Raw genomic sequence first — 24,148 nt, 5'->3', positions numbered from 1 at the left:
ATGCATGTCGTCGTCGGTGGTGCGTCGGGGTTCCTCGGCGCAGCACTGACGACGTCCTTGCGTGAGCGAGGACATGAGGTCACCCGGCTGATCCGCTCGGGTCATCCTTCCGACGACGCATCGGCCTGGGATCCGCACGCCGGTCGTATCGACCAGGTGCTGATCGACCGGGCCGATGCCGTCGTCAACCTGTCCGGCTCCCCCATCTCGCAGTGGCCACGCACCTCGGCCCGCAAGAAGGAGATCCTGGCTTCGCGGGTCGACGCCACGGCGACTCTCGCCAAGGCGATCGCAGCATCGACGACCCGACCGTCTTCATCTCCGGCTCGGGGATGTCGTGGTACGGAACCGACCGGGGCGACGAGGTGCTGACCGAGCACAGCACTCCCGGCCAGGGATTTCTCGCCGACGTCAGCCACGCCTGGGAGGCCGCAGCAGCACCGGCCATCGCGGCCGGTGCACGCACCTGCTTCGTGCGCACGTCGCTCGTGCTCGACCCCCAGGGCGGCGTCCTCGAGCCATGCTGCCGGTGTGGAAGCTCGGCGGCGGGGCTCGGCTGGGCAACGGTCGTCAGCACATGTCGCTGATCTCACGCAATGACTGGGTCCGCGGCGTGACGTTCCTCCTCGAGGACGAGAACGCGTCCGGTGCCTTCAACTTCTCCATGCCCGAGACCGTCACGAACGCCGAGTTCACCCGGCAGCTTGGCGAGGCTGTTCGCCGTCCGACGTTCTTGGCCGTTCCGGGCTTCGCGGTCAGGGCGGCCCTCGGCGGGTATCGCCGACGACCTGCTCGGCTCGTTGCGAGTCTCGCCTGGCGCCCTGTCAGAGGCCGGATTCACCTTCTCCGAACCTGATCTTCGCGCAGCTCTGGCCACAGCACGCCCATGACCGGGTCGCTCCCCGAGCCCGGCTCGACGGTCACCGATCCGGTGGCGCGACTGGTCGAGTACCTCGACTTCTACCGCGCTGAGATCCGCCGCAAGGCGTCGGGGCTGACCGCCGCACAGCTCGAACGCTCGCTCGTCCCCTCTGGGTGGACGATCCCCCAGCCGTCGAGCACCTGGCCCACATGGAGCGCCGCTGGCTGGTGTGGGGCTTCTTGGCCGAGGACGTCTCCGACCCGCACGGCGACCGCGACGCGTCCGGCAGCTGGGTCACGGTCCGGCCGCTCGACGAGATCTTGCAGGCGCTCGACGAGGGAGGCCAGCACACCCGAGAGATCGTCGCGTCCCACGCCCCGACCGCAGCCGCAGCCGTCGGTGGACGGTTCGCACCCAGTGATGACCGTCCACGTTGCTGGCGATCTTGTTCCACGTCCTGCAGGAGCATGTCCGGCACGCCGGCCACCTCGACATCGCACGTGAGCTCACCGACGGGCTGACCGGCGAGGACTGACATCGCGCGAACCCGCGATCAACCACCCCACACGGGTCCGCACCAGCGTGACGACCCGCCGAGACGGCCGATCCTGCGGCAGCGCGCTGCTCGTCGTGTCGTTCCAGACCACCCGCGACGGGCCAAGCTCCTCGACGACGTCGAGCCGGACACGTCGCTCGGCGACCGACACGACCCGGCAGCTCAGGATGCGCAGCTGCGCACCGTGGACGCGGCCGCCCCGGCGCGCGTAGGCGCTGATGGTCGCCGCATCGGCGAGCTTCGCCGGGCTGCCTGCCGCATAGACCTCGTCGAGGTGACGCAGGTCGGCCTCGGCGAAGGCCCGGGCCCGGGTGGCGTCCAGCTGGGCCAGCGCGGCCGCCCACTGGTCGTCGGGGGGCCGGTGACAGCTGACGAATCGACATGATGACTGCCCAGAACAGGTCCATCCGGTCACTGTGGTCGGTGCCCGCTGATCCTGCACCTGGCCGTCCACAGGCCATCGGGAGCGAGAGATACGCTGGAAGACGTGACGACGCTCGAGATCCTCGAAGACTGGTACGGCGGCAACGCCATCGACTTCGAGGAGGCCTGGCAGCTGCAGCGAGACCTGCACGCCCGGCGCGCGCTCGACGAGATCGCCGACACCGCGCTGTTCCTCGAGCACCCCGCCGTCTACACGGCCGGCCGCCGTACCGAGCCGCACGAACGCCCCTTCGACGGCACGCCGGTCGTCGACGTCGACCGCGGCGGCAAGATCACGTTCACGGTCCCGGCCAGCTCGTCGGCTACCCCATCACGAAGCTGCCCTCCCACGTGCTCGTCGTCGACTACGTGCGTCGGGTCGAAGAGGCGATGATCCGTGCAGCAGCTGACCTCGGCGTGGCGACCGGTCGCGTGCAGGGACGCTCCGGAGTGTGGATCGCCGCGACGTCGGCCCGCGCTGAGCGCAAGGTCGGCGCCATCGGTATCCGGGTCTCGCGCGGCGTGACGATGCACGGCTTCTCGCTCAACACCGATGTCGACCTGTCGTACTACGACCGGTTCGTGCCGTGCGGCATCGCCGATGCCGGCGTGACGTCGCTGTCGGCCGAGCTGGGCCGCACCGTGAGGGTGCGGGAGGCTGCCGAGGCCATCAAGCCGCATCTGCGCGAGATGCTCGCCTGGAACCCGTACACACCGGCGCCCGACCTGCACGAGCCCGAGCCGACCGGCGTTGCTGTGCCGGTCGGCACGGTCGTCATTCGCTGAGTCGCATCGCTTCCCCGAAGCCGATCTTGCGTTCGGTCCGCATCAACGTGCGCTCGTAGAGTCGGGCCGCGAAACGCACGAGCAAGAACGCTCCGACGACGTTGACGCCCAGCGCGACGGCGATCTGCCAGGCCGGTACCGAGCCCTCGGCCATGCGCGACGGCATGATCATCGCCGAGACCACCGGAAGCATCGACACGACGGTCTTGACGCCCGCACCCGCGGTGACGGCGAGCATGTAGGGCGCGAACAGGATGATCTGTCCGGCATCGTCGTCGACCCCAGGTCTTCCTGGCGGGATGCCAGCGAGCCGGCCACAGCCCACAGCCCCGACAGGGCCACGAAGCCGAGCACGAAGAACGCGATGTACCAGGCCGCAGCCGGGCCGATCGCCGACAGCAGGTCCTTCTCTCCGGTCAGGGCCAGCGCAATGACTCCCGTCCCGACCATCACCACGATCTGGAACAGGGCCAGCACCGAGTTGCCGACGATCTTGCCCCACAGCAGCGCCCGGATGGGCACCGCAGCGGCGAGGATCTCGACGACGCGGCTCTCCTTCTCCTGCACGACGCTCTGCGCGATCGTCATGCCGAACATGACCGCTGTCAGGTAGAACAGCAGGACGAACACGAAAGCCGTGGCGCTACGCGCTCCCGCATCGTCGGCGTCCGGGTCGAGCAGACGCTCTGCCACCGCCGAGCCGGCCACGAGCTGCTCGAGGTCGACGTCCTGCGCCTGCGCATTGCGTTCGAGCGCCTGCTGCGAGGCGATCGTCGTCAGTGCGGTCGACAGCGTGCCGTCGATCTTGTTCTCGCCGATGACCTCGTAGCCGGCGTCAGTCCTGACGAGCGCCGCGTCGACGTCGCCATCGCGCACGGCCCGCTCAGCTGCGGCGGCCGAGTCGAAGTCACGAGCCTCGATCGTCGACCCCTCGTCAGCGCGATCGATCGCGGGCGCTGCCGCCTTGACGATGGCGGCGGTCTCCTGGTCGACGACGCCGACCTTGTAGTCGGTCGGACGACCGCCGAGCACCGAGGCCAGCACCACCATGGCGGCGATGCCGACGACCAGCGCCAGGATGCTGTACCGGAACGACTTCTGCTGGATCCGCGTCGTGATCTCCCGCTCGGCGACGACCCGCCAGGCCCCACGCACCGAGGCGTCGTCGGTCTGTGGCGTGGATGTCTGCGCGGTGGATGTCTGCGTGCTGATCGGATGACCTCCCGGAAGATCGAGGACAGGGGTTGGCGGACCTGCGCGAACTCCGCAACAGGTTCTCGGGCGACGATCTGGCCGAGGAGCGTCGAGGCCGTGACACCGTCGAGGTCGACCAGCGCCGTCGAGCCGTCGATGTCACGCACCACGATGCCCCGGAGGTCACGGATCCAGGCGGCATCCGCACCGTCGAGCACCACGCGGTAGCGGTCAGCGCCACGGCCACGGAGCTCCTCGACCGGACCTGCCGCGACGACCCGCCCGTTGGACAGGATCACCAGGTCGTCACACAACCGCTCGACCAGGTCGAGCTGATGGCTCGAGAACAGCAACGGCTTGTCGCCGGCCTCCTTGACCAGCAGCTCGGCCATCGCGTCGACGGCCATGGGGTCAAGACCGCTGAAGGGCTCGTCGAGCACCAGGGCGTCGGGATGGTGGATCACCGCAGCGGCGATCTGAACCCGCTGCTGATTGCCCAACGACAAGCTGTCGAGCACGTCGTCGGCCCGGTCGCCGAGATCGAAGTGCTCCAGCAGCGCCGTGGCCCTGGCCTCAGATGCCGATCGGCTCATCCCGTGCAGACGGGCGAGGAAGACCAGCTGTTCGCGGATCTTCATCCGCGGGTACAGGCCGCGCTCCTCCGGCATGTAGCCGAATCGGCGACGTTGCGCTGTGCTGATGGGTGCACCGTTCCACCGGACCTCACCCGAGCTCGGCGACAGGACCCCGAGGATCATGCGCATCGTGGTGGTCTTGCCGGCTCCGTTGGCACCGACGAAGCCCGTGACCCGTCCCGGCCGCACCTCGAAGCTGATGTCGTCCACGACAGTGCGTTGGTCGTAGACCCTGGTCAGTGAGCTGATCTCCAACATGAGTCCACGCTAGGCGGAGTCGGCCTCCGGGGCATCGGTCGCGGGGACGAGATAGCCCTCATCCGTTCGGGGGACGCGCTTGGACGAGCTACGAGTCCATCAACCCTGACTCGTGCACCAAGATCACGGCCTGCACCCGGTCGCGCACGCCGAGCTTCATGAGCACTCGCGACACGTGCGACTTGACCGTCGTCTCGCTGACGAACAGCTCGGTGGCGATCTCACCGTTGCTGAAACCTCGGCCCATAGCCGTCAGCACGTCGAGCTCACGCTCGGTCAGGTCGTCGAACCCGGGTGGTCGAGGTCCGCGCTCCCGCTCGGTCGACCGTGCGATGACCCGTTGGGTGACCTCCGGCGCGAGCAGCGAGTGTCCCTGCGCCACGACCCGGATCGCTGCGACCAGATCGGCGGGCGGACAGTTCTTGAGCATGAACCCGCTCGCGCCCGCCTGGAGCGCCGCGAACAGGTAGTCGTCATCGTCGAACGTCGTCAAGATCAGCACCCGGCATCCGGGGACCTGCTGCACGACCCGCCGGGTGGCCTCGATGCCGTCCATGCGCGGCATCTGGACGTCCATCAGCATCACGTCGGGCCCGAGCTCCACGGCCTTGGCTACCGCGATGTCGCCGTCCTCGGCCACACCGACGACGTCGATGTCGTCCTCGGCGCCCAGGATCATGCCGAAGCCAGTTCGCACCAGCTTCTGGTCGTCGGCGACCACGACCCTGATCGTCATACCGCCACCGGAATACGCACTCGCACCCTGAAACCTCCTTCGGGCCGTGGCCCGATCTCGCACGAACCTGCATGCATGACGGCACGTTCACGCACCCCAGCGAGCCCGAAGCCGCCTGAACCATCCTGTCCCACGGTCGAGCCGAGGGCTTTGCCGTCGTCGATCACCTCGACCTCGACGCTGGCAGGGCAGCTGTCACTGGCCGCGGCGTACCGGAGGACGACCTCTCCGTGGCCCGCATCGGCATGCCTGCGGAGGTTCGCCACGGCTTCTTGGGCGATGCGGAACAGCGACAGGGCCACTGTGGGAGGAACGTCGAAAGGCTCCCCCACCTGGCGGAACGTCACGACCGGACGGCCGTCGGGCGAGGCCAACGAGCCGAGGTCGGCGAGCCCCGGCTGCGGTCCGCGGTCGCTGCGCTCGTCGTCGGCGCGCAGCAGGCCGACCAGCCGGTGCATCTGCTGCACCGCCTGACGGGACGAGCGCTCGATGACCTCGAGCGCCAGCCCGGCGTCCTCCGGCCTCGAGCTGAGCACCCGGCTCGCACCAGCGGCCTGGATCCCGATGCCGCTGACGTGGTGCGCCACGACGTCGTGCAGGTCGCGGGCGATGCGCACGCGTTCGGCCTGGACGGCACGCTCGCGGTCGACGACCTGGGCGCGGCGTTCGTCGTCGACCCGTGCGGCAAGCTCGGCCCGTTGGCGCGCACTGCGCCACGCGCCGTGGCCCCAGGCCATCGCGCCGAAGAAGTAGACCACGTTGACCATCAGCGAGTATGTGATCGCCGCGGCGTACGGAGGGATCAGTCCCTCGTGGGGCATGCGTGGTGGAGTCGTCGTCGCGAACTCCCACGCCAGCCACCCGAACATCGCGAGGATCACCGCCACGCTGGTCGCGTAGAGCCGTCGTGGCGCACGCGACCAGGCCCACGCCGAGTACAGCGAGACGAACAGGATCATCTGGATCGTGAAGATGACGCCGAGCTCTTCCAGCCGGATGCCGATCGTGATGAACAGCGCCGACTCCCCCGCTAGCGTCAGGAGCGGCAGTCGTCTCCGCAGCGCCAGGAGCAGCCCGGCGACCGCGAACAGGAGGTAGCCCTCGACACCCTTCCAGCCGAGCGACGAGCCGTAGCCGCTGTGCCACACCTCGACCGATGCGACCGACAGGACGGCAGCGGCCACCCCGGCGATCGTGTCGTGCCGCACCTGGGCAGGCGTCGGACCCGGACGAACCCACCGACGTTCGAGATCGAGCACCCGACCGAGCCTAAAGCACTTTTCCGGACGGGCGTACCCTTGCCTATGTGACTATCGCTCCTGAGGGCCGCAAGATGTTGCGCCTTGAAGTCCGTAATGCCGAGACCCCCATCGAGAAGAAGCCTGAGTGGATCAAGACCCGGGCCAAGATGGGGCCGGAGTACAACGAGCTGATGAAGCTCGTCAAGGGCGAGGGCCTTCACACGGGTCTGTCAGGAAGCCGGCTGCCCCAACATCTTCGAGTGCTGGGAAGACCGCGAGGCGACGTTCCTGATCGGTGGCGAGCAGTGCACCCGTCGGTGCGACTTCTGCCAGATCGACACCGGCAAGCCCGATCCGATCGACCGCGACGAGCCCCGCCGGGTCGCCGAGTCGGTGCAGAAGATGGAGCTTGCGGTACGCCACCATCACCGGCGTCGCCCGCGACGACCAGCCCGATGGCGGTGCCTGGCTGTACGCCGAGACGGTGCGCAAGATCCACGAGCTCAACCCCAACACGGGCGTCGAGAACCTGATCCCCGACTTCAATGGCGTCCCCGAGCTGCTGACCGAGGTGTTCGAGTCGCGTCCCGAGGTACTGGCCCACAACGTCGAGACGGTCCCCCGCATCTTCAAGCGCATCCGTCCGGCGTTCCGCTACGAGCGGTCGCTCGACGTCATCACGCAGGCCCGCGACTTCGGCCTGGTCACCAAGTCCAACTTGATCTTGGGAATGGGAGAAACCCGAGAGGAAGTTTCTCAAGCACTGACCGACTTGCATGAGGCCGGTTGCGACCTCATCACGATCACCCAGTACCTGCGCCCCTCCAAGCGTCACCACCCCGTCGAGCGGTGGGTCAAGCCCGAGGAGTTCGTCGAGCTCAAGGACGAGGCAGACGAGATCGGCTTCGCCGGTGTCATGTCCGGGCCGCTTGTCCGTTCCTCCTACCGGGCCGGCAACCTGTACAAGCAGGCCATCGCCTCCGGCCGCGGCATGGGCGCAGCAACTCGCGTTCTGTAGAACACGCTCTCTAGAACGCGCTTCGCCGCGCGCGGTATCGAGCCGTAGACTGTAGGACATGTCCAACACCGTTCCCACGCCCGCCAAGGGTCGCCTCGGCCAGATGCGCCAGGCTTACACCATCACCAAGCGCAGCGACCGCAAGATCGGTCTGATCCTGCTGCTGACCTTCCTCGTGGTGGGCGGTGCTTTCGGTGCCTTAGCTACCTGGTGTTCGGCAACGGTGTCATTGGCATCATCGCCACGGTCGTGTTCGCTCTGCTGACCGGCCTGCTGGCCGTGCTGATCGTCTTCGGACGTCGCGCCGAGAAGGCCGCGTACGCTCAGGTCGAGGGGCAGAAGGGTGCTGCTGCCGGCGCGCTGCAGATGCTGCGTCGCGGCTGGGAGGTCAAGCCGGCGATCGCGTTCAACAAGAACCAGGACGTCGTGCACCGCGTCGTCGGTCGCCCCGGCATCATCCTGGTCGGCGAGGGCAACCCGCACGCCGTCCGTGGCCTGATGGCGGCCGAGATCAAGAACCACGCGCGCATCGGCGGCGAAGAAGTTCCCGTCACCGGCATCGTCGTCGGCAAGGACGAGGGCCAGGTGCCGCTGACCAAGCTGATCAAGCACATCAACAAGCTGCCCAAGAAGATCAAGCCCGCCCAGATGACCGACGTCATCTACAAGCTCAAGGCGCTCGAGAAGGTCCGTCCTGCAGCGCCCATGCCCCGCGGCCCCGTGCCGACGAGCATGAAGGGCTCGCGCAAGGCGATGCGCGGCTAGTCAGGCACGCGCCGGGTCACGCACGACGCGCGACCCGGCGGCCAGGTCGTGCAGGCCACGCTTGTCGTCCGTCATGACGACCGCGGGCAGGAACAGGCACAGCAGCACCATGCGGATCACCGCACGCGGGATGCCGATCGGCCGTCCCTCGGGGTTCTCCAGGCGTAGACCCATCAGACGCTTGCCGATCGAGCTGCCCAGCAGTCCGTCGAGCAGGGCGACCTCCGCGATGAAGAAGCCGAGCACGATGAACGTCTGGCTCGGGTCCTTGGACAACGATGCCGGCGGGAACTCCACCCCGGCCAGCGCCACGGCGCTGAGCATCGCGATGACCCAGTCGATCATCAGGGCGGCAAGACGTCGTCCGAGCGAGGGGATTTCCACCCCGTGAGCCTATCGAGCGTCGCCCAGCGCCTCCCCGACCGGGGACTTGTAACATTCCTGAAACAATCCCGAGACCGACGGGAAACTGCACGGGCATACCGTCAGGGATACGGTGCAGTGACGCACTTACCTGCCGTATGACACATCGAGGCCGCACGAAGCGGTCAAGGAGGCCACATGTTTGGCAATGCCGACGAACTGTTCAAGTTCATCAAGGATGAGGGTGTCGAGTACATCGACGTCCGCTTCACCGACCTGCCGGGCATCCAGCAGCAGGTGACCCTGCCGGCCTTCACCTTCGACGCCGACATGATCGCCAACGGCGTGGCCTTCGACGGCTCGTCGATCCGCGGCTTCCAGACGATCGACCAGTCCGACATGGTGCTGTTCCCGGACATCAAGACCGCGTACGTCGACCCGTTCAAGCGCGCCAAGACGCTCGCGATGGACTTCTTCGTCCACGACCCGATCACCGGTGAGGCGTACTCCCGCGATCCCCGCAACATCGCCCGCAAGGCCGAGGCCTACCTCGCCACGACCGGCATCGGCGACACCGCTTTCTTCGCACCCGAGGCCGAGTTCTACATCTTCGACCGGGTCAACTTCTCGACGGCAGCCAACAAGTCGTTCTACGCTGCAGTCCAGCGAAGCTGCTTGGCAGACCAGCAACTCGATCGACGACAACCGCGGCTACCAGGTCCGCTACAAGGGTGGCTACTTCCCCGTCGCGCCGACCGACCAGACCGCTGACCTGCGCAACGACATGATGACCAACCTGACGAACGTCGGTCTGACGCTCGAGCGCGGTCACCACGAGGTCGGCACCGCCGGCCAGGCCGAGATCAACTACAAGTTCGACACGCTGCTCAAGGCCGCCGACGATGTCATGAAGTTCAAGTACATCGTGCGCAACACCGCATGGGCCAACGACAAGACCGTCACGTTCATGCCGAAGCCGATCTTCGGTGACAACGGCTCGGGCATGCACGTCCACCAGTCGATCTGGAACGACGGCAAGCCGTTGTTCTACGACGAGTCGGGCTACGGCGGACTGTCGGACATCGCGCGCCACTACATCGGCGGCATCCTGAAGCACGCCCCGTCGCTGCTGGCGTTCACCAACCCATCGACGAACTCGTTCCGTCGTCTGGTGCCGGGCTTCGAAGCGCCCATCGCGCTGGTCTACTCGGCCCGTAACCGTTCGGCTTGTGTCCGTATCCCGATCACGGGTTCGAACGCCAAGGCCAAGCGCATCGAGTTCCGTTGCCCCGACCCGTCGGCCAACCCGTACCTCGCCTTCTCGGCGCTGCTGCTGGCCGGCCTCGACGGCATCAAGAACAAGATCGAGCCGCCCGCTCCGATCGACAAGAACATCTACGAGCTCCCGCCGGAGGAGTACGAAGCCATCAACATGGTTCCGACCTCGCTCAACGCGGTGCTCGACTCGCTCGAGGACGACCACGAGTTCCTCACCGCCGGTGACGTGTTCACGCCCGACCTGATCGAGACGTGGATCGACTACAAGCGCAACGAGGAGATCCTGCCGGTGCAGCTGCGTCCGCACCCGCACGAGTTCGAGCTGTACTACGACATCTGATCTGAGGGTCTTCACCCTCTGCCAGTAGTTGCCGAAAACGGCGGCTGACCTGCGAAAACGTCTTTCAACGTCTTCCGCTCAGTCGCCGTTTTTCGTTGGCATGTGGCCCCAGCGTGGCCCTAGAAGTGCGTCGAGATGGGGCCTAGTCTTCGGGGGACAACTCCACGATTGGATACCGCAAGCCGGTCGCTCGTACCTCCGGCGGACGACCAATAGGCCCGTTGAAATAGAGCGCCGCAGTTGTCAGTTACTCCCGCGACTGGCCTGGCACCGTCGACGGTGCCGAAGTCTTGAACCTGCGACCCCCTGGAGCATTCTGGGGCCCTTGTCGACGCTTCTCAAGACTTGGAAAACCTAGGAAATCCTCGCCATATCAGGGATATTCACAACTCGTTGTTCTCCGGCATATCCGGCCCCCTTGGATAATCCCCCATCGCTCTTGATGAGTTTGTGATGACCTGTCGAGTCCAACACCAGACGAACCGTGGGCACCTGGACATGCTCCTGCGTGGCCTCACACGCCTTGGCCCGACCACCGCCGAGGCGCTTCCGTGACTTTGTACTACTCAGAGAGTCCAACGCGCCATGTTCTCCCCGTCAACCGAGTAGGTCGCCGAGGTCATCTTGGTGCTTTCCGGTAAGGCGAATGCCAACCAGCCCTTGTGGCATTGCCCCGTTCCAAGAACCTTGAATGTGTCGAGTTGGGGTTTCGGTGCGGGACTAGGGGTCATGTCTAGTTCGCCGTATGACCCGTCATCAGCGTCTGCCAACTGGATGTTCTCGAATGCAAGGATCGAGCCCAGATCCGAGTCGTTGGGATCATCATCGCTCGATACGTTGCAGACTTTGACCAGTAGGAGGTCAAGACGCTCGCCGTTCTCGACCGAATCATCGTCAGGCTGATCCTTCTTGTACTCGAGGAAGGTGACATTGAACTCACCATCGGCCGTGAAATCAACCTGATCACCCAACGCGTACGGCTTCGGAACTTCTGGCACCGGGCTTGTGGTCGCTGTGGTCTCGACGGCCGCTGGTTCGCTCGCAGGCTCAGACCCAGCGTCCGATCCGCCGCACGCCGTGGTCAAGGCGAGTACCATCGCGGCAACGACAGCTAAAGAACGAATGTGCATCATTGGACCCGTACAGACGGCGTGGTGGTCTTCGTGATCCTAGGCCCGTGTTGGCCAGCCGGTCCTGTGATTGGTCGAACACGTCTTCCATGTCATCATCTCCATACACGCTGCGCATTGGTGCTTCTGCCGCCGCGCAATTTCGACACCGTTGTCTGTCATGCTGACCAAGTTCTTCACTGAGTGGCGGCTGTCGCCGGCGCCCAAGCATGCACTGGTCGACGGATGATCAACCAGTGGCAGCCTTGTGAGCCATGGCGACGCCTGACCTTATCTGACCCAGCGACTCGAGGACGTTGATCCGGCAAGATCTTGGACACCGGTCATCTCACTGTCACAACCAGCACCGAAATGACAGTTTGATTTGTGACGGGGTTTTGACACATTCTCTTTGCTGTCTTTCCAGGGGCAGGATCGCAATTTCCGACTACTGTCACAACCGATCGTGTTTGTGAGAGTTGCGGCTACGCCAGCCCCGCTCGACCCTCGTGAATGCCTGCCGGCCAAGAAATGCTCAATCCCAGTCGATACCCAACACTGCGAGCCCTCACGGATCAGTCAAGGCTCAACAAGTTTAGGACCGTACTTGAGACGTTCGCGCTGCCGAATCACTACGCCGCCGAGGTACGTTCGGCTTTGGTCTTGCCGTTTGGCTTTGCCCGACGACAACAACCTGGTCTGGACTTGTCACCTGTATCTGCGCGACACGGTCGTATTGCTCTAGCTGACCGGACACGCATAATTCTTGCCCGTCTGCGAGTTCCTCAGGGCTGATGTCAAAGGCGGACCGGTCTTGACCGAAAACAACAACTGAGACGCGACGAGGTGACGGGTAGTCTGCCCCCAGCGAGATGAAGGTGGGCTGTCCGGTCACGTCTGGTCGGTACTCTGCCTGTTTCACTGAACCGTAAACGCTGACGTACTCACCGATGTGCTGGCCGACGTCTTTCCAACTGATCGAATCTGGGCAGTCGATGATTCGGTTGGCCTCGGCCCGAACCGCGGGGTCGGTGACGAGAGCACGCGGCGTCGCGTACATGGTCGCTTCTGTGAGTGGCTTGCCTTCCGGGAACTGGTTGTCAGCAGTTCTGGAAGTCTTGGCCTCGGTACACCCTGCGATGCAGAGCAGTAGAGCTGCGGCCGCGACGATCGGGGTTCGCTTCACCCGGCCGATGCTATCGGGGGCTGTCACTTCGTGAAGGTGTTTTGCTCCGAGGTACCGCCAAAGGACGGGCAAGGATGTGGACTTCTCCTGTGGCCATTTCGACCTGGTGACAGCCGTCGGCCGCCGATGTATGAGATGAGATCAGTAGTCGTAGTTGACTGTGCCCAGCCGAAGAGTGTCGTGCGAGTGCAAGTCCTCGTCGCTCTGGTAGAGGCCGGTAGCCGTCGTGACCTCGACTCGGTCACCGTCCCAGGGTGAGCACTTCTCGGGCACGTCCACCCACACCGTTCGGCCTTTGCGTTTCACCTTCAGGGAGCAATCGGTGCCCATTTCCGAGTCTGACGCATACGCCGCGATACTGTTTCGCACCCTGAAGCCAGCGTATGTAAACCTGCCCCGTTCATCCCTGGCCACGTAACTTTTGAAGAACACCATCTGGTCCCACTTCTTGGACTTGTGAATCTTCTTGATGCGCACCTTGTAACGAAATTTGCCGTTGTCAAGCTGGACAATGGATGCCTGGTCAATGTCGATGCTCTTCTTCTTACTCTTCGAGATCGCCTTGGTCTTGTAGATCTTGACGTCACCGCGCTTATCGTTCTTCTTCAGGATCGTGGTGTCAGCGGCGGCGGGGCCCATTGTGGCGGCGGTCAGGGCGAGCGCTGCGGCCAGCCCAAGAAGTGTTCGCATCCCGGCATTCTTACAGATCTAGCGACCCACGGTGTTTGGTTGGCATATCTGCCGGCGCCCCACAAACCGGAGAGCCAGCGGCTGCGTGTGCTTCACCTGCGTTCATCGAAATCACACCTGTCTTCTCGATGGGCGATGATCCTCAGCCCAGGTATGCGATCCCCGACGAAGTCATGGCAGAACTCAACGGGAAGCTCACCCAGTAGTAGCCCTGTACGAAATCCACCTCAGGTCCGGGCGACCCGGGCACCCCACAGAACAGGGCTTCATGAAAATCGAGCACGGGACAGTTCCAACTTGCACCAAGCGGCGTACTGCGTTGCGACGACTGGTCGTAGCTGAATCGCCCCGGGCCTGGTGGAGGCTCTGGCCTCCACGAAACCCGGGGCGATTCATTATGGGCTTGCTTCCATCCGTCCCGATGACGCTGAACAATCAGCAGCCGACCATGAAACGTCGTGCGAGCACTACCGTGGGACATGAGAACCTCCGTGGTGGATGTGGGCCTTCGATAAGCCACACCCCACCCGGAGGTTCTCCCCACGTCAAGCGATTCCCGCTACCCACGTCCCGGCCGGGTACACCTAGGCTGGGGCGCCGCCAAGTGGTTTCCGCCCCTGTGGGGGCGTTCTTTGATTCACCAGCAAGGCACTCCCACCCCACAACAGAATACGCTGTCGGAAGCCGACAATGATGAGGGAGTAGCGCGCTCTATCGGTCGGGTGGAATCATGAAGACACTCGGCGAAAGGCTCGCGGAGAGGCACTGTTCACAATGCGCTTTGCGCCCTATCCTATCTCTCCGGTGAGACGTTTTCCTCTCGGTACAAGTCATCAGTCGCGTGCAGATTCAGCCCATGACGGTAGCTCGAGTTCAGGCACATCCAACTTCGTTCCGAGTGATTCAACATCGGCGGGCCTGCTACGGGAACCCAGTGCGATTCGCTTAGCTCGGACTAACAAATTGAATCTGTGCTGTCCCTCTCCGAGCAAAAAGAGCGTAGCCAACCAAAAAAGCTTACACATGCGCACGCGAACCAAAGGCTTGCCGATCCCAGTCATAGAGCCTATTGGAACCAGACGTGACGACTTGGATCAGCACGAATGAAGCCAAGATCTGGGCGCCCAGGCGAAATTTCCGATCAAAGACGCTGATGCCAATGCCAAACCAAGGAGCGAGAGTGACCAAACCACGAGCGGCAAGAACATTGCCGTGCCCACGAACACGAAGCACACCAAAACCGGGGGAACCGCCGCAACGAGGGCGATGAGGGCCCGCATCTGCACAGTCCAGGTAACGGTTGAGCGCTCCAACTTGGAGATGCTAGTCGTCACTGAAGGAATCATAGAAAGTGATGTGATTGCGGGAACGACAACCCACAAAGGTAGGTTCTGCGTGCCAACAGGATCAGCTACACTGACATTGGCCCAGAACGGCACGATGATTGCGACCATCCCGCACACCAAAACACATGGAACTATCTGCATCCTACGAAGCCAGAAGCCGGCAACCGTCATGAACTCAACACTGGCAGTTTGAGGCCGTCGAACTTGCAAAACTGAAGCATGTTATATGTGGACTTAATCCAAGCGTTTTGGACTTCCTGATCCGCGGATAGCCATTGCTTCTCAAACGGATCAAGCAGGCTATCCGTACTAGATGCGTCAATACGTTGAATCAGCCAGAGTTTCAATAACTGCTTCGACTGGAAGTAGACATCCGGCGGAGGGTTAGCGCCAGACAATTGCGGACATTCGCGAGGAACCGACAGTATCTCCGCGATTCTCTCGATATCACCCGTCTCACGCTTCGGAGACCCAGACGACAAATGGATTCGACCTTCCGAAGCTTGCAGCGGACGTTCAGGGAGTGCCTGCCTGAATGTGGATGGAGGCCGAACACCGATTTCGGTCAAAGCCACGTAGCCCTTATGCACTTCCTGGGTCAACCAGCGAAGCGGAAGTGAGGTCTCACTCGCCAGGCAAATTCTCGGTTCGGTTCCCTTGCACTCATGAGTCGCGCTCGACGCCACCTCGAAGCGCTCGTCGCCATACGCATACAAGGCAGCCAACCCGCCAAAGAACACAAGACCTGGGATGAGGATCGAAACGCGAAGAGCAAGCCCCGAAACAACCGAATCCTTGACTAGAAAACCCAGACCTGCAGTGGCAATGAACGCGACTGAGACGATAAGCAGAAGGAATACAAGTGTCAGGTCAAGGTCAAGGCCAACGACACTTCCTGTGACCCCCCCTACTCGAAACACAGTCGGTACGGCTTCACTGCTCGCCAGATACGAACCGGCGAAGACCACCAACGCTGCAAGCGGCGCAGCAAACAGGGATCCCAGAACGCCCCCGACCAGCGCCCCCACCACACCCGCAACTGCCAGTTCCACAAAGGCCAAAGCTATTCCGCCTACAGCCGCAAGTGACGGGGAGGCTGGCGCGCCATTAAACAAGCAGATTGCTAATACGCTACCAAGCGCGGCGAGGTGGACACCCCACCCGACCAGCACATTTCCCGTCACTACTCGCGCAAGGTTCCAACGGCCTTGAGGGGTCGAGCGCGTCAAGGCCGTGACTTGATCTCTTCGCCAAATCGTCACGTCCGCTGCAACGCAACCAGCTAAGAGCGGACCGAGTAGCAACGTCGCCCCGTTCGCCCAGTCGATCGCCCAATCCCACTCATAGGCCCAAGGAAAGCCCCTCGAAAAAAGTGCGAAAAATTCAGCAGCAAAGAGTAGCGGCAGGATGTATGTGGCTGCCGCCCGACGCACGTAACTCATCTTGCCCGTTCTGTTATCAGGTTCAAAAATCCAGTCTCCAAGGCCGACCGCCCAGTGACAAGCTGATCTTCAGGAGCCTTTAGCTCCATCGTTGTACCCTCGTATCTGACCCGGCCTTCATGAATGACGACGAGCCGATCTGCGAGAAACTCGACGTCTTCAATGATGTGGCTCGCGAAAGAGAACACTTGTGTCACGCCCCAGGCGGCCAACCAGCTCCACAATTTCAGATCTCTGTACCGGGTCCAAGCCTGCTGTCGGTTCGTCCAATAAGAGGACTTTCGGCCTGGCCAAAAGCGCTTGGGCGACGGCGGCTCTCCGCAGCATTCCACCCGATAGCGCGGAAAGGCGACTTCCGAGGCGATCCCCCAAATTGACAGATTCGACAGCATCCAGTACGCGCTGCCGGCGCGCCAGTCGGGCGACGCCCCTCATCCAGCCCATATAGAAAAGAAACTCTTGTAGCGTGTAACGGCGGGGAAAGTCGAACTCCTGCGGGACAAACGCAACCATTCCCAGTGCATCACGACGCTCTGCCCCTCTGTACGGATCCAATCCGCCCACAGAAACCTCGCCGGCATCTGGCCGAAGAACGCCTGCAGCTATCTGCAAAGTGTCGACTTCCCCGCCCCGTTGATGCCCAGGATGCCCGTCACACCGACAGCGGCGCTGAGCGAGAAGTCGTCGAGTGCTCGGTGCTCCCCGTATCTGTGGGAGACGCCGCTCAAAGATAGTCTTGGTGACGATTCACCCTGATTCATCATGCCTCGTGCGTCTAGTAGCTAAATGTCGGGTAGGTCCATGCGGAGCACGGGATCGGAGGACAGCGTCTGGTCCTCGCAAACGTGAATCTGGCCACGCGACTGGCTGGCCGACCCGTTCAAACCCAGTTGGTATGTAGCTTCTTTCCAGCTCGCGTCAGTCCACCGGCCAGTCTGCTTTTCGGTACTACCAACCCAGGCACCCGAAACCCAGAACTTGTAACGGGTGGCGACAAAGATCCCATTTCCCGCCCGCCTTGCGGTCGATCCGAAACGACTTGCTGGCAGCGTAGGTGTTTGATTTGTTGTAGTAGTTGCCGTAGGCAGCCCCAACTGTCGTGCTTCCGCTCTCTGACATTGCAGCGGCGACCCGGCAGAGTACCAATTTGTGGCCATTGCCGGCTGAGCCAGAAAGCCCACCGCTACGACTCCTGCGAGCGTGGCACCAAACCTCTTGATTGATTGTTTCATTCACTGCCCCTATCTACTCGTCCAGTTCGGCCTAGCGCCGAAACCTTGTAGAGGAACATAGCGGACACCCTGTCCGCTGTCTGTGAAAATCATGAAACCGCTTTGAAAAGCTGGATGATCATCCCATCGAGTGATCACTCTTGCGCGGATTCACCCGTTCGCGTGGCGATACGGGCCCCTATCCGGGTACGGCCATTGGACATTTCGATGGACTACAAACGGTCGCGTGCCCACGGACAGAGCGACGACCCGCTGATGATGAGCTCGCACTGGGCGGGGCAGTGACTGCGCTCACCCTGACTCATTGGTCGACGGCGCCACACAAAAAGTGGTCACCGTGACCGCCGAGTTCGAAAGTACCCAAAACAAGATCTGAAACGCGATTCCAGTCAACGTGAATGTTGAGCCTACGAATCATCGAGCGAACTACTTATGTCAGCGAAGTGCACAGAGTCGCAGGTTAAGTAGCGGAACTGCTTGTCATGGGTCGGATTCGGGCCGACTACGGAAAGAACCCAAGCGGTAGGCAGAACGTAGGTTGAGACGAATCCATCGGCCCGGAAGGCGGACGGTCTCACGAGTCTCTACGTCACCCAATGATACGAATCTTCAACCTTCTCCAGAAACCTTGAGTCTGCGCAAGCTTCTCGCGCTGCTCAGCACGGTAACGGCCTTCAACCGCCAGCATATCGTTGTGAGCGCCACCCGTCGCGGTCAGAAGTGTGAGCTCGTGAAAACACGACGAACACACCCGGCGACCGGTTGGCGATGACTTTGTCGCTGGCTCCCGGCCACAATTAGCACAGACTGTCATTTCTCGACCTTATGTGTGCCGCATTCGTGGGTCAACTATCCCTTGTTGCACGGGGACTCCTCGATTTCGAACGAACCGCGGAATTCTGGCCTCTTCCAACCAAGATCAACGACCCCACGATGCGAAGTTGGTGGACATCTCACAAAGATCGTGCGACGAGAAACCCGCCTTCCTTGAGGAGCATCCCGTTGAGCATCAACTCACCACCCCCGAGCGCCGAACCTCCCGTAACGCTCAAGGTGATCAACTGATCGAAGTCATAGCACACAGAATCAAGGGTCCAATGAGGTCCCGAAGTTCAAAGCAGGTTCAAATCGCTGTCTCGTTGTCGTGCCCTCGTCTACTCAGCGTCCACGACGTCGGGGGTGCAGCTGATCACCCCGCTGGCTGACGAGATGGGCGGCCGGCGGAGCACGGCTCCCACATTGCTGGCACTGTAGACCGCATGGCGATAACGACTTCGGGTGGCTGGGCCGTCGGTGACGCTCGCGAGGATCTCGGCTCCTACCTGCAGGACTACGCGCGGTCCGTCGGTCAGAACATCACAGACCTGAGCTGATGCGCAGTGCGAACAGTGCGGGAGCCCCGTCTTCGCAGTCAAGATTGACGATGACGAGGGCGTGGCAGTGCGGACATGCGTCGAGGGCCATCCATCAGTGCCCATGTTCGACTCACAGGACTACCTCGAAGATGCCGAACTTGGCGAGGCAGCATATCCTTGCGGTCATGAGACCTTTGAGGTCGCTGGGGGTTGTGCGGTCGGTGCGGATGGTGAAGTTCGATGTGTCTTTGTTGGGCTGCGGTGTCATCGGGACGGCGTACTGGGTTTGCTACGTTGATTGGAAGATCGACTACGCGCCTTCGCGCCATCTGATTTCCGCCGTCTAACCAACAGGACCTCCCGAGCTGCCTCGTGATCGAGGCCACCAGGATCTCAGCCCGGTGAGCCGTAGAGTCCGGTGAGCTTGCCGTGCGGATCGAGCGTGGCTAGGAGCGCATCGCCGATCTGGTGCAGCTGCTGGACCTGCTCGGTCGTCAGCGCATCGAGCACCAGCCTTTTGACGGTCTCCACGTGCCCGGGCGCAGCGTCGACGACAACCTGCCAGCCCGCATCGGTGAGCCTGGCGCTGGTCGCCCGCTTGTCCTCCTTGCACGGGAAGCGATCGACCAATCCCCTGGCCTCCAGCCGCTTCACGACGTGTGACAGGCGTGGCAACGTGGCGTTTGACCGTTGCGCCAGCTCGGTCATGCGCAGCGTCCGGTCTGGGGCCTCAGACAGCATTGCGAGTGCGAAGTACTCGAAGTGTGTGAGGTCGGAGTCCGTACGTAAGCTGGGTGTCGAGCATGCCCGGCAGCAGCTCGACGACGGCGACCAGCCGCACCCATGCTGCACGTTCGTCCTCGGTCAGCCACTTCGTGTCCATGGTCACACCTTACCGATGATGGTTGTATCTACAAGCAAAGCGATCTACTATTTAGTTGAAGCAACAACTATCTCAGGAGTTCTCATGACAAGCATCTCGATCATCGGTACCGGCAACATGGGCCAGGCCATCGCGTCGGTCGCAGGCAAGGGCGGCGCGACCGTCCAGCTCATCGGCGAGGGCGACGCCGCCACGCAAGTCACCGGCGACGTCGTCGTCCTGGCCGTCCCCTATCCGGCACTGTCGGCCGTCATCGCCGAGCGCGGCGCGAGCCTCGCGGGCAAGATCGTCGTCGACATCACGAACCCGCTGAACTTCGAGACCTTCGACTCCCTGACCGTCCCGGCCGACAGCTCTGCTGCCGCCGAGGTCGCCGCCGCACTTCCTGACTCCCGCGTGCTCAAGGCCTTCAACACGACCTTCGCGGGCACCCTCGCCGCAGGCACGATCGGCGATCTGACCACCACGGTCCTCATCGCGGGCGACGACGCCGACGCCAAGTCAACCCTCGCCGGCATCGTCACCTCAGGCGGGCTCAGGGCCGTCGACGCTGGCTCGCTCAAGCGCGCCCGTGGCTCGAAGCCTTCGGCTTCCTGCAGCTGACGCTCGCTGCCAGCGAGAAGATCTCGTGGACGGGCGGCTTCGCGACCGTCGCCTGACGACGACTCGCGAACAGGGACATCCGATGACTGTCAACGCCGTCCGGCTCAACCATGCCGTGCTCTACGTGTCCGACCTCGACCGCAGCGTCGCCTTCTACGAGGCAGCCTTCGGAATGCAGGTCGCGGCACGGGAGCCGCGCGCCCGCGCTGCCTTCTTGCGGCTGCCGCGATCGGGCAACCACCACGACCTCGGCCTGTTCGAGGTCGGTGCCCAACCGCCGCGGCCGCGTGGGTCACTCGGCCTCTACCACCTCGCGTGGCAGGTCGACACGATCGACGAGCGAGCTGAGCCGGATGACGCTCGCGAACCTCGACGCCTACACGGGCGAGTCCAGCCACGGGGCCACCAAGAGCGTGTACGGCCACGACCCGGACGGCAACGAGTTCGAGGTCATGTGGATGCTCCCCCGCGCTGAGTGGGGCGCCTACGAGAACGCGGCACCTGTTGATCGGCTCGACCTGGCCACCGAGATCAAGCAGTGGAGCGGAGTCAGCACATCGGCCGAGCTCGTACCGCTGGAGGCAACCCAGTGAGCGCGCCGTTTGCAGCACCTGTCGTCGCGACCTACGGCGAGACGTCCCCCGACGCCCCTCTGGTCGTGCTGCTCCACGGCCGAGGATCGAACGAGCAGGACATCATCTCGCTGGCACCCCACCTGCCGACCGGCGTGGGCACTGCCGCCGTGCAGGCGCCGATCGCCGAGGGCGGCGGCTATGCCTGGTTCGCGAATCGCGGCATCGGACGCCCCGTTGCCGAGTCGCTCGCCGACACAATGGCCTGGTTCCGGAACTGGCTCGACACCGCTGCACCCGCAGGACGTCCGGTCATCGTGATCGGATTCAGCGGCGGTGGCGCCTTCGCCGGAGGTCTGGCGCTCAGCGAGCCAGCGCGGTTCAGCGGCGCCGGCATCTTGTTCGCGACACTCCCCTTCGACGCGGGCGTCCCAGTCGAACCGAGCCAGCTCGCGCACCTGCCAGTCTTCGTCGCCCAGGGCGACCAGGACCACGTCATCCCAGCCGAGCTGCTCAGCCGCACCTGGCAGTACCTCACCGAGGAGTCCGGCGCGCCGGTCGTCGCCCGCCGCTCCCCCGGCGGCCACGGCATCACCGCCCCGATCCTCGCCGAGCTCGGGGCTTGGATCTACGAACTATCGGCCGCGCCGAACAGCGGCCCTGGACGACCGTAGAAGCTGGCCCAGTTCTCGTCACCGAAGGAGAAGTGCCACCACTCCTGGGTGTAAGGCGCGAAGCCGACCTGAAGCAGCGCGTTGTAGAGGAGACGTCGCAGCAAGCAGTCGACGGACTGAGGCTCGTCCTCGAGCGCTGCCACGTGGCAGCGGCGCCCTCGGTTGAAGTCGTCGAAATCGGTGCCGAGGGCCAGAGCCTCTCCTTGGTAGAGCAGCGTCAGGTCGGCAGTTCCGCCCGTCACGTGGGGCGGGACCTTCACCGAGTCCACCGCAGCCACGAAACCCCTGTCGACGGTCAGCTGACCGTAGTAGTCGATCAATCGTTGCTGCACCTCCAGGGTTCGCCACCCGTCCACCACGACCAGGCGCAGTGCAGTCGGCAGAAGACTCTGGGCCTCGACGAGTCGATGAGCAACGGCCTCTCGAATCATCAGGGGCACAATTCCCTGAGGGAGCCTCTCGCCATCGTAGGCCGGCTTCGTGGCGACGTGCTCTGCCACAGGGACCAGTCGCGAGTCTCCGGCGTCAGGTAGCTGCCCGATGTTGTTCTCCGTCGCCGGCACCCGCGGGATCGGTCTGAGCAATCGATCGTCGACGGGGCCCAGGGAGCTTGTCGACCGTCGGCCGATCGATCAAGGAAGCCGTCGGAGCGAGGAACGCGTGAGAGGACACCTAACGACTCCGGACAAACCCGTCAGCAATGACTTCGATCGCTGCGCATCCCAGGTGGTGAATTCGTGCCCTACACCCCGGAATCGTCTGTACGATGCTCCTCATGTCGGCCATCCTGCCAGAAGTGCCTCACGAGTGACGAGGTCGTCACACGACCTCTCTGTCATCGGCGCGGCAAGGAGATTCGTCTACCGGGCCTGGCGACATCTCACCCGAACACAGGCGCGCGCGGGATGGACGATCGCGCTGATCTGCTTGGTCGTCTACGACCAGTACCCCGACAGCTGGGCTCGGGCGACCACGTTGCGCGAATCGGCCCTCATATTGTTCTCGGTCGCACTCGGCGCAATATTCCTGCCGGACATCTCGGGAAGCCTCTGGACATTGTCCAAGGACGACGTCCGTCACCTCATCCCTGAGAGCAAGGTGCGTTCACTGCAACGGACCCTCGTCGAGGGGCAGGTCGACGACCAGCACCTGGCGGATTGCGCCATCGAGTCTGCGCTGCTGCCGCTCATACGCGCCTCCCATCACCCCAGCTCCGTCTACGTCAACCTTCGCTACTCCGTCGATATCCACATCGATCAGGAGTTCTCCATCGGGACCAAGAACTACCGGGTCCACCGCGCCGAGGCACAGATCGGCGCCAAGCGTGTGCTCCCCGCTGGCCAGCTCTACTACTGGGTGTCGGTGGTGCGACGAGCCGAGCTCCTGAGAGGAGAGTTCGCCGAGCCCGGCTGCCTGAACCGTGAGGTGGTCGACGTCGACCCAGATATCTCCGACGATGACTGGCACAAGACCGTCGCCTCGTTGACGAACGCACGTATGGTCGTCGACGGCATGAGCCTCGAGGGAGCCCCGTCACCTCCGGGCCTAGGCACCGAGCCTCCGCATCCGCCAGGTGTCTTCCGTTGGTACTTCCCCGCACCTGAGATGACCTCCGAGGCCGACCTGCGACGCACCGTGGTCGTGTCGCAGGACTTCCCGCTCGTCGAGAGTCGTTTCCCGGTGGTCTTCGGCTCCTACTACGTCATCGGGTCGACGCAGATTCAGGTCAGGATCTACTCGCACGACGACGTCGTCGTAAAGCTGGACCCGTTCCTCGGCCGCGCGCTACACACCGGTGAGATTGCCACTGCGCGAGTGGCGAAGCCCGGGCTCGGCACAGAGATCAACGTGACGTCGTCAGAGGACACGTTAATCTGGCCAGGAAGCGGTCTGGCGATCTCATGGCGTTGCGACAACGAGTCGTAGCTCTCGCTGCCCTCGCTGTGGACAACTTTGTCTGGTCGAGTTGGGGTGTCTGTGGCGGCTCGTAGAGTGATGGAAACACTGCAATACGAGGGGTTTCCATGCTTCGGTACGAGGGTCGACGACCGGGAGACGATCGATCAGATCGTCCTACGTCGCCAAGCCCTCGCCTCGGTCGAAGCAGCCGAAGCCGCCGACCTGCTCGACTACGTCGACCGCGCCCGCACCACCGGCGAAGAACACGGCGGCCAAGCCCAGGGACGACGGCGCGCCGATGCCGCGGTCCACGGCTGTCCCTAGCACTGAAGCTCCCCCGTCCCGACCGTCGAACGCCAGGTCGCCCGCGCCCGCCGACTCCGCACCCACCTCCCAACGGTCTGGCAGGCCTGGCACGACGGACACCTGGCCACCACCAACATCGAAGCCATCGACCGGGCAGCCCGCCGCCTCACCCGGCCAGAATCCTTCGGACTGCTTGACGACATCGCCGTCGACCGGGTGGGCACCCTAACCCCCGGGCAGGCTGTCCGATGGCTCGACCGGTGGGTCGACCGCACCGAACCCGATGCCGCGGCCGAACGCCACAAGGCTGCCTTCGCTGACCGCAGCGTGACCCTGCGGCTGGCCGGGACTCGATGACCCGCCTCACCGCCGTCCTGTCTGCCGCTGACGCCGCAG

General features: G+C 63.5%; 26 protein-coding genes and 5 pseudogenes. 16 read left to right on the top strand and 15 right to left on the bottom strand.

The genetic code is table 11. The features are described from left to right. The 3 genes from ACHMWU_RS02850 to ACHMWU_RS02840 are packed head-to-tail and all read left to right on the top strand — an operon-like array spanning position 1 to position 890. A complete protein-coding gene (locus ACHMWU_RS02850) occupies positions 1-372 on the top strand; it encodes an NAD-dependent epimerase/dehydratase family protein (protein ID WP_396041576.1) in 372 nt (123 codons plus the stop codon). Then, a complete protein-coding gene (locus tag ACHMWU_RS02845) occupies positions 366-587 on the top strand; it encodes a hypothetical protein (protein ID WP_396041575.1) in 222 nt (73 codons plus the stop codon). The genes ACHMWU_RS02850 and ACHMWU_RS02845 overlap by 7 nt, the downstream gene beginning before the upstream one ends. A 60-nt stretch (positions 588-647) precedes the next feature. After that, positions 648-890 carry a DUF1731 domain-containing protein gene (locus ACHMWU_RS02840; RefSeq protein WP_396041574.1) on the top strand — a complete coding sequence of 81 codons (243 nt, stop codon included), beginning with the start codon at positions 648-650 and terminating at the stop codon, positions 888-890. A gap of 70 nt (positions 891-960) precedes the next feature. Here ACHMWU_RS02840 and ACHMWU_RS02835 read toward each other — a convergent pair whose 3' ends face one another. Then, the gene (locus tag ACHMWU_RS02835; RefSeq protein ID WP_396041573.1) at positions 961-1,236 is read right to left on the bottom strand and encodes a hypothetical protein; all 276 of its coding nucleotides are present in this window, start codon (positions 1,234-1,236) and stop codon (positions 961-963) included. 59 nt (positions 1,237-1,295) lie between these two features. Here ACHMWU_RS02835 and ACHMWU_RS02830 point away from each other — a divergent pair, with 59 nt between their 5' ends. Then, on the top strand, positions 1,296-1,397 hold the full coding sequence (locus ACHMWU_RS02830) for a DUF664 domain-containing protein (RefSeq protein WP_396041572.1): 102 nt from the start codon (positions 1,296-1,298) through the stop codon (positions 1,395-1,397). Here the strand turns inward: ACHMWU_RS02830 and ACHMWU_RS02825 are convergent. Further along, complete coding sequence (locus ACHMWU_RS02825) at positions 1,369-1,860, bottom strand: hypothetical protein (RefSeq protein ID WP_396041571.1); 492 nt, start codon at positions 1,858-1,860, stop codon at positions 1,369-1,371. The genes ACHMWU_RS02830 and ACHMWU_RS02825 overlap by 29 nt on opposite strands. Positions 1,861-1,905: 45 nt before the next feature. Between ACHMWU_RS02825 and lipB the strand changes: the two are divergent. Further along, positions 1,906-2,627 (top strand): annotated as a pseudogene (gene lipB / locus ACHMWU_RS02820) (lipoyl(octanoyl) transferase LipB). On the opposite strand, the gene ACHMWU_RS02815 reads toward lipB, so the two are convergent. The 5 genes and pseudogenes from ACHMWU_RS02815 to ACHMWU_RS02795 all read right to left on the bottom strand — a co-directional run bounded on the left by ACHMWU_RS02815 (position 2,617) and on the right by ACHMWU_RS02795 (position 6,709). Then, the gene (locus tag ACHMWU_RS02815; RefSeq protein WP_396041570.1) at positions 2,617-2,820 is read right to left on the bottom strand and encodes a hypothetical protein; all 204 of its coding nucleotides are present in this window, start codon (positions 2,818-2,820) and stop codon (positions 2,617-2,619) included. The pseudogene lipB and the gene ACHMWU_RS02815 overlap by 11 nt on opposite strands. After that, on the bottom strand, positions 2,796-3,782 hold the full coding sequence (locus tag ACHMWU_RS02810) for an ABC transporter permease (protein ID WP_396041569.1): 987 nt from the start codon (positions 3,780-3,782) through the stop codon (positions 2,796-2,798). Before ACHMWU_RS02810 ends, ACHMWU_RS02815 begins: the two co-directional genes overlap by 25 nt. Positions 3,783-4,201: 419 nt before the next feature. Beyond that, a pseudogene (locus ACHMWU_RS02805) lies at positions 4,202-4,714 on the bottom strand (ABC transporter ATP-binding protein); the annotation flags it as partial. 88 nt (positions 4,715-4,802) lie between these two features. Next, positions 4,803-5,450, bottom strand: coding sequence for a response regulator (locus ACHMWU_RS02800; protein ID WP_396041568.1), 648 nt, complete (start codon positions 5,448-5,450; stop codon positions 4,803-4,805). Next, on the bottom strand, positions 5,447-6,709 hold the full coding sequence (locus ACHMWU_RS02795) for a sensor histidine kinase (protein WP_396041567.1): 1,263 nt from the start codon (positions 6,707-6,709) through the stop codon (positions 5,447-5,449). The genes ACHMWU_RS02800 and ACHMWU_RS02795 overlap by 4 nt, the downstream gene beginning before the upstream one ends. A gap of 74 nt (positions 6,710-6,783) precedes the next feature. On the opposite strand from ACHMWU_RS02795, the pseudogene lipA reads away from it, so the two are divergent. From lipA to ACHMWU_RS02780, 3 genes and pseudogenes are all read left to right on the top strand, one after another. Then, a pseudogene (lipA, locus tag ACHMWU_RS02790) lies at positions 6,784-7,709 on the top strand (lipoyl synthase). 58 nt (positions 7,710-7,767) lie between these two features. Beyond that, entirely contained in the window at positions 7,768-7,974 is a 207-nt protein-coding gene (locus ACHMWU_RS02785) for a hypothetical protein (protein WP_396041566.1), read from the top strand. Then, positions 7,959-8,474, top strand: coding sequence for a DUF4191 domain-containing protein (locus tag ACHMWU_RS02780; protein WP_396041565.1), 516 nt, complete (start codon positions 7,959-7,961; stop codon positions 8,472-8,474). Before ACHMWU_RS02785 ends, ACHMWU_RS02780 begins: the two co-directional genes overlap by 16 nt. Here the strand turns inward: ACHMWU_RS02780 and ACHMWU_RS02775 are convergent, their stop codons facing one another. After that, positions 8,475-8,858, bottom strand: coding sequence for an RDD family protein (locus tag ACHMWU_RS02775; protein ID WP_396041564.1), 384 nt, complete (start codon positions 8,856-8,858; stop codon positions 8,475-8,477). Between the two features lie 177 nt (positions 8,859-9,035). On the opposite strand from ACHMWU_RS02775, the pseudogene glnA reads away from it, so the two are divergent. Further along, positions 9,036-10,455 (top strand): annotated as a pseudogene (gene glnA, locus ACHMWU_RS02770) (type I glutamate--ammonia ligase). Between the two features lie 566 nt (positions 10,456-11,021). On the opposite strand, the gene ACHMWU_RS02765 reads toward glnA, so the two are convergent. The 6 genes from ACHMWU_RS02765 to ACHMWU_RS02740 all read right to left on the bottom strand — a co-directional run bounded on the left by ACHMWU_RS02765 (position 11,022) and on the right by ACHMWU_RS02740 (position 19,698). Continuing rightward, positions 11,022-11,453, bottom strand: a complete 432-nt coding sequence (locus tag ACHMWU_RS02765; RefSeq protein WP_396041563.1) for a hypothetical protein — start codon at positions 11,451-11,453, stop codon at positions 11,022-11,024. Positions 11,454-12,891: 1,438 nt separating this feature from the next. Then, positions 12,892-13,440 carry a hypothetical protein gene (locus tag ACHMWU_RS02760; RefSeq protein WP_396041562.1) on the bottom strand — a complete coding sequence of 183 codons (549 nt, stop codon included), beginning with the start codon at positions 13,438-13,440 and terminating at the stop codon, positions 12,892-12,894. A 1,513-nt stretch (positions 13,441-14,953) separates the two neighbouring features. After that, the gene (locus ACHMWU_RS02755; RefSeq protein ID WP_396041561.1) at positions 14,954-16,228 is read right to left on the bottom strand and encodes a hypothetical protein; all 1,275 of its coding nucleotides are present in this window, start codon (positions 16,226-16,228) and stop codon (positions 14,954-14,956) included. Between the two features lie 159 nt (positions 16,229-16,387). Next, positions 16,388-16,840: an ATP-binding cassette domain-containing protein gene (locus ACHMWU_RS02750; protein WP_396041560.1), complete on the bottom strand. Its 453-nt coding sequence runs from the start codon at positions 16,838-16,840 to the stop codon at positions 16,388-16,390. 2,368 nt (positions 16,841-19,208) lie between these two features. Continuing rightward, the gene (locus tag ACHMWU_RS02745; protein WP_396041559.1) at positions 19,209-19,556 is read right to left on the bottom strand and encodes a MarR family winged helix-turn-helix transcriptional regulator; all 348 of its coding nucleotides are present in this window, start codon (positions 19,554-19,556) and stop codon (positions 19,209-19,211) included. Then, entirely contained in the window at positions 19,546-19,698 is a 153-nt protein-coding gene (locus tag ACHMWU_RS02740; RefSeq protein ID WP_396041558.1) for a hypothetical protein, read from the bottom strand. The genes ACHMWU_RS02745 and ACHMWU_RS02740 overlap by 11 nt, the downstream gene beginning before the upstream one ends. Before the next feature lie 84 nt (positions 19,699-19,782). On the opposite strand from ACHMWU_RS02740, the gene ACHMWU_RS02735 reads away from it, so the two are divergent. The 4 genes from ACHMWU_RS02735 (at position 19,783) to ACHMWU_RS02720 (ending at position 21,547) form a co-directional block, all read left to right on the top strand. Continuing rightward, the gene (locus ACHMWU_RS02735; RefSeq protein WP_396041557.1) at positions 19,783-20,301 is read left to right on the top strand and encodes an NADPH-dependent F420 reductase; all 519 of its coding nucleotides are present in this window, start codon (positions 19,783-19,785) and stop codon (positions 20,299-20,301) included. 82 nt (positions 20,302-20,383) lie between these two features. Further along, positions 20,384-20,776 carry a VOC family protein gene (locus ACHMWU_RS02730; protein ID WP_396041556.1) on the top strand — a complete coding sequence of 131 codons (393 nt, stop codon included), beginning with the start codon at positions 20,384-20,386 and terminating at the stop codon, positions 20,774-20,776. Further along, complete coding sequence (locus ACHMWU_RS02725) at positions 20,760-20,894, top strand: hypothetical protein (protein ID WP_396041555.1); 135 nt, start codon at positions 20,760-20,762, stop codon at positions 20,892-20,894. The genes ACHMWU_RS02730 and ACHMWU_RS02725 overlap by 17 nt, the downstream gene beginning before the upstream one ends. After that, positions 20,891-21,547, top strand: coding sequence for an alpha/beta hydrolase (locus ACHMWU_RS02720; protein ID WP_396041554.1), 657 nt, complete (start codon positions 20,891-20,893; stop codon positions 21,545-21,547). The genes ACHMWU_RS02725 and ACHMWU_RS02720 overlap by 4 nt, the downstream gene beginning before the upstream one ends. On the opposite strand, the gene ACHMWU_RS02715 is transcribed toward ACHMWU_RS02720, so the two are convergent. Next, positions 21,502-21,978 (bottom strand): M15 family metallopeptidase, encoded by a 477-nt coding sequence (locus tag ACHMWU_RS02715; RefSeq protein WP_396041553.1) that lies wholly within the window; start codon positions 21,976-21,978, stop codon positions 21,502-21,504. The genes ACHMWU_RS02720 and ACHMWU_RS02715 overlap by 46 nt on opposite strands. A gap of 496 nt (positions 21,979-22,474) precedes the next feature. On the opposite strand from ACHMWU_RS02715, the gene ACHMWU_RS02710 reads away from it, so the two are divergent. The 3 genes and pseudogenes from ACHMWU_RS02710 to ACHMWU_RS02700 all read left to right on the top strand — a co-directional run. Then, positions 22,475-23,473 (top strand): hypothetical protein, encoded by a 999-nt coding sequence (locus ACHMWU_RS02710; RefSeq protein ID WP_396041552.1) that lies wholly within the window; start codon positions 22,475-22,477, stop codon positions 23,471-23,473. A 69-nt stretch (positions 23,474-23,542) separates the two neighbouring features. Further along, positions 23,543-23,770, top strand: coding sequence for a hypothetical protein (locus ACHMWU_RS02705; RefSeq protein WP_396041551.1), 228 nt, complete (start codon positions 23,543-23,545; stop codon positions 23,768-23,770). Positions 23,771-23,809: 39 nt separating this feature from the next. Then, a pseudogene (locus ACHMWU_RS02700) lies at positions 23,810-24,109 on the top strand (DUF222 domain-containing protein); the annotation flags it as partial. Between the last annotated feature and the right edge of the window lie 39 nt (positions 24,110-24,148).

The sequence above is a fragment of the Aeromicrobium sp. UC242_57 genome (genome assembly GCF_044452305.1).
Classification (GTDB): domain Bacteria; phylum Actinomycetota; class Actinomycetes; order Propionibacteriales; family Nocardioidaceae; genus Aeromicrobium.
This window is presented reverse-complemented; position numbering and strand designations above follow the sequence as displayed.

Bases quoted from the DNA above. Each gene is read 5' to 3' on its own strand.
- ACHMWU_RS02850 (WP_396041576.1), top strand. From the start codon at position 1: ATGCATGTCGTCGTCGGTGGTGCGTCGGGGTTCCTCGGCGCAGCACTG.
- ACHMWU_RS02815 (WP_396041570.1), bottom strand. From the start codon at position 2,820: ATGCTTCCGGTGGTCTCGGCGATGATCATGCCGTCGCGCATGGCCGAG.
- ACHMWU_RS02800 (WP_396041568.1), bottom strand. From the start codon at position 5,450: ATGACGATCAGGGTCGTGGTCGCCGACGACCAGAAGCTGGTGCGAACT.
- ACHMWU_RS02785 (WP_396041566.1), top strand. From the start codon at position 7,768: ATGTCCAACACCGTTCCCACGCCCGCCAAGGGTCGCCTCGGCCAGATG.
- ACHMWU_RS02760 (WP_396041562.1), bottom strand. From the start codon at position 13,440: ATGCGAACACTTCTTGGGCTGGCCGCAGCGCTCGCCCTGACCGCCGCC.
- ACHMWU_RS02755 (WP_396041561.1), bottom strand. From the start codon at position 16,228: ATGAGTTACGTGCGTCGGGCGGCAGCCACATACATCCTGCCGCTACTC.
- ACHMWU_RS02745 (WP_396041559.1), bottom strand. From the start codon at position 19,556: ATGCTGTCTGAGGCCCCAGACCGGACGCTGCGCATGACCGAGCTGGCG.
- ACHMWU_RS02740 (WP_396041558.1), bottom strand. From the start codon at position 19,698: ATGGACACGAAGTGGCTGACCGAGGACGAACGTGCAGCATGGGTGCGG.
- ACHMWU_RS02735 (WP_396041557.1), top strand. From the start codon at position 19,783: ATGACAAGCATCTCGATCATCGGTACCGGCAACATGGGCCAGGCCATC.
- ACHMWU_RS02730 (WP_396041556.1), top strand. From the start codon at position 20,384: ATGACTGTCAACGCCGTCCGGCTCAACCATGCCGTGCTCTACGTGTCC.
- ACHMWU_RS02725 (WP_396041555.1), top strand. From the start codon at position 20,760: ATGCTCCCCCGCGCTGAGTGGGGCGCCTACGAGAACGCGGCACCTGTT.
- ACHMWU_RS02715 (WP_396041553.1), bottom strand. From the start codon at position 21,978: ATGATTCGAGAGGCCGTTGCTCATCGACTCGTCGAGGCCCAGAGTCTT.
- ACHMWU_RS02705 (WP_396041551.1), top strand. From the start codon at position 23,543: ATGGAAACACTGCAATACGAGGGGTTTCCATGCTTCGGTACGAGGGTC.